The 12,842-nt window shown below is 70.4% G+C and carries 12 protein-coding genes; 7 read left to right on the top strand and 5 right to left on the bottom strand.

Annotated features, from left to right (window positions below):
- Positions 1–15: 15 nt before the first annotated feature.
- Positions 16–1,248, bottom strand: coding sequence for an MFS transporter (locus tag B1729_RS02560; protein ID WP_163630541.1), 1,233 nt, complete (start codon positions 1,246–1,248; stop codon positions 16–18).
- 151 nt (positions 1,249–1,399) lie between these two features.
- Positions 1,400–2,644: a family 1 glycosylhydrolase gene (locus B1729_RS02555; RefSeq protein ID WP_163630539.1), complete on the bottom strand. Its 1,245-nt coding sequence runs from the start codon at positions 2,642–2,644 to the stop codon at positions 1,400–1,402.
- Between the two features lie 236 nt (positions 2,645–2,880).
- Between B1729_RS02555 and B1729_RS02550 the strand changes: the two genes are divergently transcribed.
- Genes B1729_RS02550 through B1729_RS02535 form a run of 4 tightly spaced genes read left to right on the top strand, consistent with a single transcriptional unit; the run spans position 2,881 to position 8,404 of the window.
- Positions 2,881–4,443 (top strand): ABC transporter substrate-binding protein, encoded by a 1,563-nt coding sequence (locus tag B1729_RS02550; protein ID WP_163630537.1) that lies wholly within the window; start codon positions 2,881–2,883, stop codon positions 4,441–4,443.
- 57 nt (positions 4,444–4,500) lie between these two features.
- Positions 4,501–5,442: an ABC transporter permease gene (locus tag B1729_RS02545; protein WP_163616909.1), complete on the top strand. Its 942-nt coding sequence runs from the start codon at positions 4,501–4,503 to the stop codon at positions 5,440–5,442.
- A complete protein-coding gene (locus B1729_RS02540; RefSeq protein WP_163630535.1) occupies positions 5,439–7,547 on the top strand; it encodes a dipeptide/oligopeptide/nickel ABC transporter permease/ATP-binding protein in 2,109 nt (702 codons plus the stop codon). The genes B1729_RS02545 and B1729_RS02540 overlap by 4 nt, the downstream gene beginning before the upstream one ends.
- The gene (locus tag B1729_RS02535; protein ID WP_239525682.1) at positions 7,544–8,404 is read left to right on the top strand and encodes an ATP-binding cassette domain-containing protein; all 861 of its coding nucleotides are present in this window, start codon (positions 7,544–7,546) and stop codon (positions 8,402–8,404) included. The genes B1729_RS02540 and B1729_RS02535 overlap by 4 nt, the downstream gene beginning before the upstream one ends.
- A gap of 44 nt (positions 8,405–8,448) precedes the next feature.
- Here B1729_RS02535 and B1729_RS02530 read toward each other — a convergent pair whose 3' ends face one another.
- Positions 8,449–9,360, bottom strand: a complete 912-nt coding sequence (locus B1729_RS02530) for a LysR family transcriptional regulator (protein ID WP_163630533.1) — start codon at positions 9,358–9,360, stop codon at positions 8,449–8,451.
- A 156-nt stretch (positions 9,361–9,516) separates the two neighbouring features.
- Here B1729_RS02530 and B1729_RS02525 point away from each other — a divergent pair, with 156 nt between their 5' ends.
- Both B1729_RS02525 and B1729_RS02520 read left to right on the top strand, forming a co-directional pair.
- A complete protein-coding gene (locus tag B1729_RS02525) occupies positions 9,517–10,062 on the top strand; it encodes a quercetin 2,3-dioxygenase (RefSeq protein WP_163630531.1) in 546 nt (181 codons plus the stop codon).
- 7 nt (positions 10,063–10,069) lie between these two features.
- Entirely contained in the window at positions 10,070–10,855 is a 786-nt protein-coding gene (locus tag B1729_RS02520) for an alpha/beta hydrolase (protein ID WP_163630529.1), read from the top strand.
- 11 nt (positions 10,856–10,866) lie between these two features.
- On the opposite strand, the gene B1729_RS02515 is transcribed toward B1729_RS02520, so the two are convergent.
- Positions 10,867–11,679, bottom strand: a complete 813-nt coding sequence (locus B1729_RS02515; protein WP_163616915.1) for an IclR family transcriptional regulator — start codon at positions 11,677–11,679, stop codon at positions 10,867–10,869.
- A 39-nt stretch (positions 11,680–11,718) separates the two neighbouring features.
- The gene (locus B1729_RS02510) at positions 11,719–12,276 is read right to left on the bottom strand and encodes a carboxymuconolactone decarboxylase family protein (RefSeq protein WP_163616916.1); all 558 of its coding nucleotides are present in this window, start codon (positions 12,274–12,276) and stop codon (positions 11,719–11,721) included.
- Between the two features lie 92 nt (positions 12,277–12,368).
- Between B1729_RS02510 and B1729_RS02505 the strand changes: the two genes are divergently transcribed.
- A partial coding sequence (locus B1729_RS02505; RefSeq protein WP_163630527.1) for an alpha/beta hydrolase occupies positions 12,369–12,842 on the top strand: 474 nt, incomplete at its 3' end.

The following is a 12,842-nucleotide window of genomic DNA, read 5'->3' as shown; positions in this document are numbered from 1 at the left end:
GCCCTCTCGTGTCGATCAGGCGGCTGCGACCGGCGCGGGCTGCTGCCGGCGGAGGACGAACGCGAGGATCGCCGCGACGACCGCCGCGGAGATGCCGACGATGCCGACGGCGACGGGCAGCGGTGCCCCGGTGCCGGCGGTGAGCGCGCCCATCACGAGCGGCGTGACGAACTGCCCGAAGAAGAAGGCGGCGGTCCACCAGCCGGTCGCGCGGCCGCGCTCCTCGAACCGGGTCCGCGAGACGACCCACGTGACGAGCGAGGGCAGCAGGATGCCGGAGCCGTAGCCCGCGACGATCGCGCCGATCAGCACCCCGGCGAAGCCGCCGAAGAGCCACACGATGATCATGCCGGCGGCCTGGAGCCCGAACGCCAGCGGCAGCTGGAGCCGCGTGCCCGCCTTCGCGATGCGGGGGAACGTGAAGGCGCCGGCGGCGGTGGCGAGCGATGCGATCGCCGCGACGAGGCCGATCGTGGCCGTGTCATCGGCGGCGACGCCCGTGCCCACGACGAGGTAGCTGACCTCGATGATCATGACGTAGAACGTGAAGCCGCCGAAGAGTGTGACCACGAGCGGCAGGCCGAGGATGCGCCACGGCACACGCGCCTTCTCGCCGGTCGGCACGTGGAGGTCGGTCGAGTCGCCGCGACCAGGCTCCCACAGCGAGAACACCATGGCCACGGCGATCGGGATCGCGATGGCGTAGATCCAGAACGGCGCGTGCCAGCCGGCCGAACCCACTGCGCCGCCGAGGGCGATGAACACCGTCGCACCGAGCGTGGTGGCGACCGTCTGCAGGCTGAGGTACCGGTTGCGGCGGTTCTCCTCGTGGAAGTAGTCCACGATGAGCGTCGTGCAGACCGTCATGATGGCCGCCTCGAAGAGCCCCACGAAAGCGCGGCTGATCAGGATGCCGGTCAGGTTGTCGAGCCACGCCGGCACGGTGCCGGCCACGGCGTAGGCGAACATCGCCACGACCAGCAGCGTCTTGCGGCCGGTGCGGTCGATGATCTGCCCCGCGAACGGTGCGAACAGCGCGATCATCAGCGCCGGGATGGCGACGATCATCGGCACCAGTACGTCCGCACCCGGCGCTTCTGCGAAGTGCGCCGAGAGCTGGGGCAGGACGGGAGTGATGAGGACCGACCCCATCACGGGCATGCAGCTGCCGGCCAGCAGGAGGGCGGCCTGCCAGGCTCCGGCGCGTCGGGTCGGCGTCGGGGCGACCTCGAGGTTGGGCTTCGTCATTGAATCTCCTTTGACTCACCTTCATTGAAGGCCGTGCGGGGAGATCAGCGAAGAGCGATGCGGTTATCCGGGGCATCGATGGCATTGATGCCTTCGCAGCCCGCGCCGCACGCGGCCCGGTCCCGTCGCGCCGCCCCGGCGCGACGGACTCTCAGCCTGCGGAGCGGAACCGATCCACGAGCCGGCGGTACACCTCTGCGCTGGGCTTGGCGGTGCGCTCGAAGGTCTCCCGGTCGACGCTGTGCAGCCCGAGCTGCGGGCCGTAGCCGAAGATCCACTCGAAGTTGTCCATGAGCGTCCAGTGGCAGTAGCCGATCACCGGCACCCCGTCGGCGATCGCCTGCGCGAGCCCGGCGAGCGACGGCTCGATGAAAGCGGCACGGATGCTGTCATCCGGCGTGCCTACGCCGTGCTCGCTGACGAGGATCGGAACGCGCGCGACCGAGTAGGCGTACTCGACGGCACCGCGCAGCGAATCGGGTTCGACCGCGGTGCCCATGCCGTTGACGCTCGCGCCGGGTTCCGGCGGGAGCTGGCCGTCGGGGCCGTACGCGATGCGCTCGTAGTTCTGGACGCCGACGAAGTCGTCGTCGCGGGCGAGCTCCAGCCAATGCTCGTAGACCTCGGCGCGCTTGCGATCGCGCGTCGCCTCGCCGCCGGGCCCGGCGACGTCATCGACCAGCGCGAGCGAGACCCCGATGCGCAGGTCGGGGCGACGCGCCTTGATCGCCGCCTTGCCTGCGCGGTGGCCGGCGGTCATGCCGGCGCGCATGCCGGCGAAGTCCTCGCGCAGCATGACGTTGCCTGCGCGGTAGGTCTCGACGCCGGCTTCCCGCCCGGCGGCCTCGAGCGTCTGGCGCTCCAGTTCGGCGACGAACTCGGGCAGGTGCGCCCACGTCAGCATCTCGGGCAGGTCCGGCTCGTTGAAGGTGACGCCGAGGGCGATCCGATCGCCGAAGCGGTCCATGACGACACCGCAGTACCGGGCGAACAGCTCCGGCGCCTCGGGGTCGAGCCACGCACCGCGCGCCGCGAACCAGTGCGGGGACGTGAAGTGATTGAACGTCACGATCGGCGCCAGGCCGCGGGCGAGGCATCCGTCGATCACAGCCTCGTAGTGCGCGAGCGCCTCGTCCGAGAACTCGCCCTCCTGAGGTTCGATGCGCGCCCACTCCACGGAGAAGCGGTACGCGTTCAGCCCGAGTCCGGCGACGAGGTCGAGGTCGGACTCCCACAGCTCCCAGCCGTTCGTCGCTTTGCCCGAGCGGTCCTGGAAGACGGTGGGCGTCACGTTCTCGAGGAACCAGGTGTCGCTGTGGACGTTGTCGCCCTCGTTCTGGTGTCCGGCGGTGGCGACGCCCCACAGGAAGTCGGAGGGGAAGACGGGCGATGTCATGGGCGAGTCCTTTCTCGGCATCCTCAGCCTGCCACAATTGTTCACTGAATAAAAGTACGTTTCACTGTGCGGATCCGCAGGAGATCGCCCACATTAGGCGCTCACTAACGGTGAGCAGGCGAATCCGAATGGCCAAACGGGTCGTCCGGGGTCAGCCTTGGTCGAAGGATCGCGCCACCCGACGGCGATCCGCGACACCGAAGTCCGCAGCAGCACACCGATCACAGGAGATCAGGATGTCCCTTCACACCATCCGCGGCGCCGCCGTCATTGCGGCCGTCGCCGCCACCGCCCTCACCCTCACCGCGTGCAGCGGAGCTGCCGAATCCAGCGGCGGCGGAGATACGGCCGACACGTCGAAGCTCACCATCGCCCTCGACTCCGACCAGGCCGCGCTCGGCTACGACCCCGTGCGCTACGGCAGCGGACAGCGGTTCTTCTACGAGGGCATCTACGACTCGCTGTTCCTCCTCGACGAGGAAGGTCAGGTCGTGCCCGACCTCGTCACGTCGTTCGAGTACAACGAGGACCAGACGCAGCTGACGCTCGACCTCGACACCACCGCCACGTTCGACGACGGCACCGCGCTCAGCGCCGACCTTGTCAAGGAGAACCTCGACGCCCGCGGCAATCCCGATCTCTCGGCCTACAGCGGGTTCGCCGCCGGCGGTGAGAGCGAGATCTCGGACGTCACGGTCGTCGACGACGACACCGTCACGCTCACCTTCGCCGCAGCCCAGCCCGGATTCGAGGCGAACCTCGTGCTGCCCGCGGGCGCCATCGTCGGCCCCACGGGGGCCGCGGACCGTTCCAGCCTCGACACGACGCCGGACGGCTCCGGCCCGCTCACCGTGGACGAGGATGCGACCGTCAAGGGCAACTCGTACCTGCTCGTGAAGAAGGACGACCACGACGCGGCAGCGGACTACCCGTTCGACTCCTATGAGTTCCGTCCGATCCTCGACCCCCAGGCGCGTGTCAACGCGGCGATCTCGGGCGAGGTGGATCTCGCGTTCATCACGTCGGACACGCAGGCGCAGGTCGAGTCGGCCGGCGTCGGGCTCGTCGCGAACGGCGGCACCGTCCAGAACATCGTCGCGTTCGACAAGACCGGGGCCCTCGGCCCGCAGTGGGCGGACCCGCGCGTCTACCAGGCGCTCTCGATGGCCATCGATCGTGAGGCGTACGTCAACGCCGTGCACCCCGGCGAGCTGCCGACGGCGAACGCCCTGCCTGCCGACGACCCCGGGTACCTGCCTGAGCTCGATGAGGAGTACGCCTACGACCCCGACGCCGCCAAGGACCTCCTCGCCGAGGCCGGCTACCCCGACGGGTTCGACTTCACCTTCACGATCTCGTCCGCGAGCCAGCGCGATCTCGAGGCCCTGCAGCCGTACTGGGAGGCGATCGGCGTGAACATGACGCTGAAGAACGCGGCCTCGACCGAGGAGATCTTCGCGGTCGTGCAGACCGAGCCGCTCGGCGGCCCGCTGCCGCTGACCTGGACCAACCCGCTCGGCAACGTGTTCGGCGTGCTGTTCGGCTTCGCGAACTTCCACGGTGCGGAGAACCCAGAGATCCAGGCGGCCGCCGGTGCCTACGGTGCGGCGACGGGCGACGAAGAGGCCCAGGCCGCGGCGCTGAAGGACCTCAACCGCGCGATCGTCGACTCGGGATGGCTCATCCCGCTGTTCGAGCAGCTCGCACCGTGGGCCTACAACACCGCGAAGGTGGCAGAGCCCACCTTCCCGGGCGCCGAGGCCTTCCCGATCCTGGCCACGATCCAGCCCGCATCCTGATCCGATGGCGGTGCCGGCGGGCTCATCCCGCCGGCACCGCCGTCAGGAGGAGTTCCGATGCTCATCTTCGTCCTGAAGCGCGTCGCCTGGGCCCTGCTCACGCTGCTGATCGCGTCGTGGATCGCGTTCGTGCTCGTCCATCTCTCGGGCTCGACGCCCGGGGGCGTGGCGCTCGGCCAGTCCGCGACGCCCGAGCAGGTGGTCGCCTACAACGAGTCCATCGGCTGGTACGAGCCCTGGATCCAGCAGTACGTCGCCTGGGTCGGGCAGGTGCTGCAGGGGAACCTCGGCACGTCTCTGATCGACGGGCGCCCGATCGGCCCCGACATCGCGAAGCGGCTGCCGGTCACGGCGGCGCTCGCCGCCGGGGGAACGATCCTGAGCGCCGTGCTCGGCATCGTGCTCGGGGTGATCGCCGCCGTCCGCCGCGGCGCCGTCGACCGGTTCATCACGGTGCTCACCGGCGTCATGCTGTCGCTGCCCGCCTTCTGGGTCGGCATCCTGCTGGTGTACGTCTTCGCCGTGCAGCTGCGACTGCTGCCGGCCACGGGCTTCGTCCCGTTCGAGGTCAGCCCCGAGAAGTGGTTCAAGTCCCTCGTGCTCCCCGTGCTCACGATCGCGATCACCTCGGCCGGGTTCATCGCCCGGCAGACCCGCGCCTCGATGGCGGAGGCGCTCGCGCAGGAGCACATCCGCACCCTCCGCGCCGTCGGCACGCCGAGCGGGCGCATCATCTACGTGCACGCCCTGCGCAGCGCGAGCCTGCCGATCCTCGCGACGATCGCGGTCCAGTTCATCGTCCTGTTCGGCGGCTCGGTCATGATCGAGCTCCTGTTCGCGCTGCCCGGCATCGGGCAGGCGATGCAGTCGGCCGTCGGCTCGGCTGATCTGCCGTTCGTCCAGGCCCTCGTGCTCGTGGCGACTCTCGTCGTCGTCATCGTCAACGTGGTGCTCGAGACCCTCAACCGCACCCTCGACCCGAAACTGCGCACATCATGACGGTCTCGACCACCTCCATCCTCACCATCCGCCGTACCGAGCGGCGGAAGGGCTACCGGCTGTTCCGGTCGCCGACCGCCGTCCTCGCCCTCGCCTGGCTCATCGGGCTGGTCGTCGCATCGCTGACCTCGCCGCTGTGGCTGCGGTACGGACCGCTCGAGCAGGACCTCTCGGCAGTGCTGCAGGGGCCGTCCGCCGCGCACCTCCTCGGCACCGACGAGCTCGGCCGCGATCTGCTGTCGCGCATCGTGACGGCGGCCGCATCGACGCTCGCGATCGGATGCATCCCGCCGATCGTCGCGTTGCTCATCACCGTTCCGGTCACCCTGTGGGCTGTGCGAAGCCCGCGGGCCGAGGCGACGATGAACCGCGTCAGCGAGATCGTGATGTCGCTGCCGGGGACGGTGATCATCCTCGCGTTCATCGCGGCGGTCGGCACCAACATGCCGCTCGTCATGACGCTCCTCGGCGTGCTCCTCTTCGGTGCCCTCTACCGGATCTTCTTCGGTCAGGCCAAGGCGCTGCAGAAGCAGCTGTTCGTCGAGGCCGCCGCGGTCGACGGCGTGCGGCCGACCGCCGCGAGCTTCCGCCACGTGCTCCCGAACATGTCCACGACGGTGATCGTGCAGTTCGTGCTCTTCTTCGGCGTCGGCATCATGATGCAGGCCGGCCTCGCGTTCATCGGCCTCGGCCCGCAGCCGCCCGAGCCCACCTGGGGCGGGATGATCCAGACGGCCGCCCGGTTCATCTTCCAGCAGCCATGGATGATGGTGCCCACCGGCGCGGTGCTTGCTCTGACGATCATCGCGGCGAACTCGCTCGCCGATGTGCTCTCGGGCGGCGCGGCCACGCCGCCCCCGCTCGTCGCGCTGCGCCGGCGCAAGAAGAAGACCGCGTCGGATGACGAGTACCTCGTCGCGCTGTCGCCCGCGGGTGCCGGGACCTCCGTCCCCGCCGAGGCGACGGCGCTGTTCCCCGTGGAGACCTCCGCCGACCTGCCTGAGGTCGTCGCCGCGCTGCCGGCCGACAACATGGGCACCAGCGCGCCGGATCTGACCGACCGCACGCCTGCCCGCGCCGCCGCCGACGGTGAGCTCATCATCGAGGACCTCGTGCTGGGCGTCGAGGGCGGGCCGGCGCTCGTGACGGGGGTCTCCCTGCGCGTTCAGCCCGGCCGCGTCATGGGCCTCGTCGGCGAATCCGGCTGCGGCAAGAGCGTGACGTCCTACGCGATCCTCGGCCTGCTCTCGCCCGGCCTCGCCGTGCGCTCCGGCCGCATCCAGTGGGGTGCGGCCGACCTCGCCCAGGCGGACGAGCGCACCCTCGCCAAGGTGCGCGGTCACGACATCGCATTCATCTCGCAGGAGCCCGGTCGCGCTCTCGATCCCATGTTCACGGTCGGGTGGCAGCTCGGCGCCGCAGTCAAGCGACTGCGGGGAGTAGCGTCGCGCGAGGCGAAACGGATCGCCGCGGGCCTCCTCGAAGACGTCGGAATCGTCGACGTCCCACGGGTGCTCAAGAGCTATCCGCATCAGATCTCGGGGGGCATGGCGCAGCGCGTCGCGATCGCCCTCGCCCTGGCCGGCTCGCCGCGGCTGCTCGTGGCCGACGAGCCCACGACGGCGCTGGACGTCACCATCCAGGCCGAGATCCTCGCCCTGCTGCGCGGTCTCGTCGCGGCACGGGGCATGTCGATCATCCTGGTCACGCACGATCTCGGCGTCGTCGCCGACCTCTGCGACGACGTCTCGGTCATGTACGCCGGTCAGATCGTCGAGACGGGCACCGTCCGTGACGTGCTCGTGCGACCGGAGCACCCGTACACGATGGCGCTCCTGGCTGCGGACCCGCATGCGATCGTCGAGTTCGAGGGCACGACGAGGCTGGCGTCGATCCCGGGCCAGGTTCCGCTGCCCGGATCGTGGACGACCGGATGCCGGTTCGCCCAGCGCTGTCGCTTCGCCCGCGACGAATGCCTGACGGCGATCCCGCTGCTGCCGCGTGCCGAGGGCGTGGGCGGCGTGCGCTGCGTCCGCCGGGACGCGGTCCTGGGCCGCCAGGAGGAATGGCGACAGCCCGTCGCCGTCGGAGGGGGAGACCTGTGAGCACTGTGCAGGATCGAGGGGATGCCGTCGGCACCCCGCTTCTCGAGGTGCGCAACCTCGTCGTCCGCTACGGCAGGAAGGGCCCGGCCGCCGTGGACGATGTGTCGTTCACGATCGCGCGTGGTGAGACCCTCGGCCTGGTCGGCGAGTCCGGCTCCGGCAAGACCACCATCGGGCGCGCCATCCTGGGCCTCCAGCCGGTCACGAGCGGCCGGATCCTGTTCGACGGTCGCGACATCACCCGCCTGGGCGCCTCGCAGCGGCGTGCCCTGCAGGGCGACCTGCGGGCCGTGTTCCAGGATCCGTTCTCTTCGCTCAACCCGCGGCGCCCGATCGGCGACGCGATCACCGAGCCGTTGCGTGTGGCGGGTGTGCCGCGGGCGGAACGCGACCGGCGCGTGCAGGAGGTGCTCGACGCCGTCGGCCTCGCGCCGGGGTCGGAAGCCCGCTACCCGCGCCAGTTCTCGGGCGGGCAGCGCCAGCGGATCGCGATCGCCCGCGCGCTCGTCACCGATCCGCGGCTCGTGGTGTGCGACGAAGCCGTGAGCGCTCTGGATCTGTCGACGCAGGCCCAGGTGCTGAACCTCCTCGCCGACCTCCGGGCCGGCAAGGACCTCGGCTATCTCTTCATCGCGCACGACATGGCCGTCGTCGAGTTCCTCGCCCAGCGCGTGGTCGTCCTCAACCGCGGCCGTGTGGTGGAGGAGGGACCGACGCTGGAGGTGATGCGCAACCCGCGCGAGCACTACACGCGCGTGCTGATGGCGGCGTCGCCGGTTCCCGATCCGGACGAACAGGCGCGCCGTCGGGAGGCGTGGCGGGAACTCAAGGCCTCCGCCCCGGCGCCCACCGCCTGAGCGCGGCCAGTGGCCTGACCGCAGGGCACTGGCCCGGCTGCTGGTCAGTGGAACGTCGCGTCGACGAGGGGTGAGAGCGCCTGCGCGGTCTCGCGGAACGCGTTGACCATGGGGTTGAGGCTGTCGGTGAGGCTGCAGAGCACGATCGTGGCGGGTTCGATGTCGTGGATCGGGATGAACGCCAGCTCCTCACGCCGGTAGTGCCGGCTCGCCGATTCGCCCGCGATGTTGACTCCGGCGCCCGCCGCGACAAGTTCGAGCAGACCCTCGACGCTGTCGGCGGTCGGTCCACGCCGGGGGCGGGTGCCGTCGGGGCGAGGATCCACGAGCCACCAGTCCACGACCTCGGGCACGCCCTTCGCGACGGAGACGAACACCTCGTCGCCCGTCTCCAGGATCGAGAGCGACTCGCGGTGCGCCAGCGGGTGATCCGAGCGGACCACGAGGACGCGCGCCTCGCGCCAGAGCGGCTCGGCGCGCACACGCGGGGGCAGGTGCATCGGCCACGGGGCGAAGACCACATCCACCCGTCCGGCCTCGAGATCCTCGGCGACATCGAAGAACCCCAGGCGCCGCATCTCGATCCTCGCCTGCGGGATCGCCTGCATGGTCGCGGCGATGGCAGCGGTCGTGAGCGTGCCCGCACCGGCCGCGACGACGCCCACCCGAAGCACCGGGGCGTCCCGGTCCCGCTTCACCGAACGAGCCCATCCGAGCAGCTGGTCGTGGTCGTCCTGCACCCGCCGGGCGAGGGGCAGCAGGTCCCGGCCGTAGGGCGTCAGCTCGACCTTGCGCGGGCTCCGGTCGAACAGCTTCACGCCGAGCTGCTGCTCGAGGCGACTGATCTGCTGGCTGAGCGACGGCGGCGTGATGCTGAGGCGTTCCGCGGCCCGGCCGAAGTGCAGCTCCTCGGCGAGCACGCAGAAGTACCGGATCACGTGGATAGGCACATCCATGCTCGGATCTTAGCCTGCGGCTAACGCCGGGTAGGGATGTCGAACTTCCTTCCTCCCGGCATCCTGCTGAGACTGGAGAGGTCCGGAACACCCGATCGGAATGGCCCGACAGTTCCGGCTGCCTAACGGCACGCACTGCTTTACGAGGAGGTAAGCATGACTCTTTTCCCCGTCGACGACCCCGACAAGGTCGCCTTCACCGGTGTCCTGCCCGCGGGGCCCCGTCCGTTCGTCCTCGGCGAGGGCCAGGGCGAGAAGTCCCTCGTCTTCGACCAGCTGTTCGAGATCCTGCTCTCGGGCGACGAGACCGACGACCAGTTCGGGGCCTGGACCATGAAGGCGCGTCAGGGCGACCGCATCCCCGCGCACGTCCACCTCAAGACGCACGAGTTCTTCTACGTCGTGGACGGCGAGATCTCGGTGTGGATGGATGACCAGGACGGCTACCACTCCAAGACCACGCTGACGACCGGCGACTTCGCCTACGTCCCGGCAGGGATCGTCCACGCCTTCAAGATCGAGAACACCACGACCGTGTTCGGCGCGGGCACCGCGGGCTTCGAGCGGTTCTTCCACGCCATCGGGCACAAGACCGAGGCGACCGAGCCGCAGGGCATCTTCGTGCCCGACTTCTCGGTGATGCGCGCGGCGGGGGAGAAGTACGCGACGATCTTCATGCCCGAGTTCCAGTTCCGCGACTGACCGCGCCATGTCCACGATCCTCGAGATCGACTTCGCACAGCCGTCCGGATTCCGACCGCTGTCGCTCGATCTGCGGACTCCGCCGGCCGCGGACGCCCCCGTCGTCGTGTTCCTGCACGGCGGCGGGTGGCTCCGCGGCAGCCGCAAGGTCTTCACGCCAGGGATCGGCGTCGAGGAGTCGTTCGACCGGATCGTGGCGGCGGGCTTCGCGGTCGCCTCGTGCGAGTACCGGCTGAGCGGCGAGGCGCTGTTCCCGGCGCAGCTGGACGATGTGGCGGCGGCACTGGCCTGGCTTCACGCGCACGGCGCGGACCACGGCGTCGACGCCTCTCGCCTCGTACTGTGGGGAGTGTCGGCGGGCGCGACGCTGGCCGCCCTCACCGGGCTCGGCCGCGACGACGTGGGCGGGGTCGTGGACTGGTTCGGTCCCGCGGACCTGATCGCCCTGGCGCAGCACGACACCGGCGAGCCGCCGGCCGAGACGCGCGAGGCCCGCTGGCTGGGCGGTCCGGCGCCGGAGATCCCGGATGCCGCGCTCCAGGCGAGCCCGATCGCCCAGGTGCATGCCGGCTCGCCGCCGTTCCACATCTCGCACGGCACCGACGACGAGCACGTGCCGTTCGCGCAGAGCGCGTCGTTCGCCCGCGCGCTGCGCGCCGCCGGCGCCGACGTCGAGTTCCACCCGGTCGACGGCGGCCGGCACTTCTGGCAGGGGCTCGACGACACCGGGCCGGTGTTCGACCGCGCCATCGAATTCGTCGCGCGCGTCACCGCGCGCACGCAGCCGGGGTGAGGGCGATGCGCTCAGGTCGCGCGCAGCAGCCGCGAGATCTCGTCGGCGGTCGCGCGCAGGCGGGTCAGCAGCGGGCCGCGCAGCGACGCGAGGTCGTGGCGCGACGAGGCGACGGCGATGTTGATGGCCGCGGCGGGCTTCGCGTCGCGGCCGAACACCGGCACCGACACCGACCGCAGGCCCGCGGCGACCTCCTCGTCCTGCAGTGCGTAGCCCTGCTCGCGGATCACGGCGAGGCGTTCGCGCAGCTGGTCGAGCGAGGTCGCGGCGTTGGGTCCGGCATCCGTTCCGAAATCGTGGCGCGCCAGCGTCGCGGCGAGCTCCGCGTCGCTGAGGTAGGCGAGCAGCAGCTTGCCCATCGACGTGTACGCGGCGGGCAGCGTCGAGCCCACCTGGATGTTCGCGGTGACGAGATCGGAGTTGCGCAGTCGCGCGAGGTACAGCACCTGGTCGCCGACGAGGACGCCGAGGTTCACGGTCTCGCCGGACTCCTCGGCGAGGTGACGCAGCGGCTGCTCGCTGAGCTGGACGAGGCTCGATCCGCGCAGCGCCGCCGATCCGAGCAGGAGCACGGCGACGCCGGGACGGATGCTGCCGTCGGGCAGGCGCTCGAGATAGCCGCCCTCTTCGAGCGTCGCGACGACGCGGAAGGCGGTCGGCATGGGGATGCCCGTGCGATCGCAGATCTCGCGCAGCTTGAGCGAGGTCACCGACTCGTCGAACAGACGCAAGACGTCGAGGCCTTTCGCGAGGGCCTCGATGCGATAGCGACTGTGGGCCTTGTCGCCGTCCCCGGTAGCGGGCGCCTCGTCCGGTGCTTTCATCGTGTGAAACCGTATCTGCTGGTCAGGGCTGCTGCAATGTCACGGGCGCACGCGGAAGACGCGGAGCTGCAACGCGAGCGTGGCGTAGTAGCCGACGAGCACCGTCAGCTCGAACACGACCTCGGGGCCGAGGGTGACGGATGCCGCGTGCCAGGCGTCGTCGTCGAGGTCTCCGTCGAGCAGCTGCTGGGTGGCAGCTGCCACGGCGGCCTCGTCGCCGGCGAACGACGAGGTGTCGCCGGCGCGCAGAGCGGCGAGTTCGGAGGACGTGAGCCCCGCCGCGGTCCCGACGGCCTCATGTGCCTCTCGCTCGAAGTCGCTGTCCCACCGCGCGGCGACGAGCAGGATCGCCATCTCCCGGGCGCGGGAGCTGAGCGCACCGCGGTACCGGATCGTCGCGCCGACGTCCTGCAGGGCGCCGCCGAGCTCGGGCACCAAGAGGAAGGCGTTGAAGGGACCGCGCAGCGAGCCGTCGGCGCGCGTCAGCGCGAAGTGCTGCGGCCCCTGGGCTCGCGGCCCACCGGTGATGGCGTCGTACAACTCGCGCTGTGCGCCGGCAAGGGCGCCGGGTGGGAACGGAGGCAGGCGCTCGGTCATCGTGCTCCTTCATTTGACGGACCGCTCCGATCAGCATACATTCGGTAGACGAAACTCACTTTCATCCAATGAACTCACCTGAGAGAAGTGTCATGGCCGACACCCTTCCCATCACGGACGTCGAACTCAGCGCGGCGGAGCACGACTTCCGCCTGCGGGTGTATCCCGCACCGCAGCCCGATGGCACCGTGCTCGTCTGGCTCCACGGAGGCGCCTTCATGTTCGGCGACTTCGACATGCCCGAGGCCGATGAGACGGCGCGGCAGCTCGCGCGCCGCGGCACGACCGTCGTCTCGCTCGACTACACGCTCGCGCCGACCGACGCGATCCCGGCGCTGCCCGTACCCGAGCCGGTCGAAGGGATGCCGTCCCCGGAAGAGCTCATCGCGTCGTACGGCGGTGACCGGGCACGGGCGCCGTATCCGGTCGCGTCGCTCCAGGCCGTCGCGGCGTTCGATTGGGCGCGCGCTCATGCGGCGGAGTTCGGCGGGCGCACGGATGCCGTGGCCATCGGCGGTGCGAGCGCCGGAGGCAATCTCGCGGCGGGCGCCGCGCTGCGGCTGCGC

The sequence above is a fragment of the Microbacterium sp. B35-04 genome (assembly GCF_010634885.1).
GTDB lineage: Bacteria > Actinomycetota > Actinomycetes > Actinomycetales > Microbacteriaceae > Microbacterium.
This window is presented reverse-complemented; position numbering and strand designations above follow the sequence as displayed.

Excerpts from the sequence above, each read along its gene's own strand:
- B1729_RS02560 (WP_163630541.1), bottom strand. The coding sequence starts at position 1,248 with ATGACGAAGCCCAACCTCGAGGTCGCCCCGACGCCGACCCGACGCGCC.
- B1729_RS02555 (WP_163630539.1), bottom strand. The coding sequence starts at position 2,644 with ATGACATCGCCCGTCTTCCCCTCCGACTTCCTGTGGGGCGTCGCCACC.
- B1729_RS02550 (WP_163630537.1), top strand. The coding sequence starts at position 2,881 with ATGTCCCTTCACACCATCCGCGGCGCCGCCGTCATTGCGGCCGTCGCC.
- B1729_RS02545 (WP_163616909.1), top strand. The coding sequence starts at position 4,501 with ATGCTCATCTTCGTCCTGAAGCGCGTCGCCTGGGCCCTGCTCACGCTG.
- B1729_RS02540 (WP_163630535.1), top strand. The coding sequence starts at position 5,439 with ATGACGGTCTCGACCACCTCCATCCTCACCATCCGCCGTACCGAGCGG.
- B1729_RS02530 (WP_163630533.1), bottom strand. The coding sequence starts at position 9,360 with ATGGATGTGCCTATCCACGTGATCCGGTACTTCTGCGTGCTCGCCGAG.
- B1729_RS02525 (WP_163630531.1), top strand. The coding sequence starts at position 9,517 with ATGACTCTTTTCCCCGTCGACGACCCCGACAAGGTCGCCTTCACCGGT.
- B1729_RS02520 (WP_163630529.1), top strand. The coding sequence starts at position 10,070 with ATGTCCACGATCCTCGAGATCGACTTCGCACAGCCGTCCGGATTCCGA.
- B1729_RS02515 (WP_163616915.1), bottom strand. The coding sequence starts at position 11,679 with ATGAAAGCACCGGACGAGGCGCCCGCTACCGGGGACGGCGACAAGGCC.
- B1729_RS02510 (WP_163616916.1), bottom strand. The coding sequence starts at position 12,276 with ATGACCGAGCGCCTGCCTCCGTTCCCACCCGGCGCCCTTGCCGGCGCA.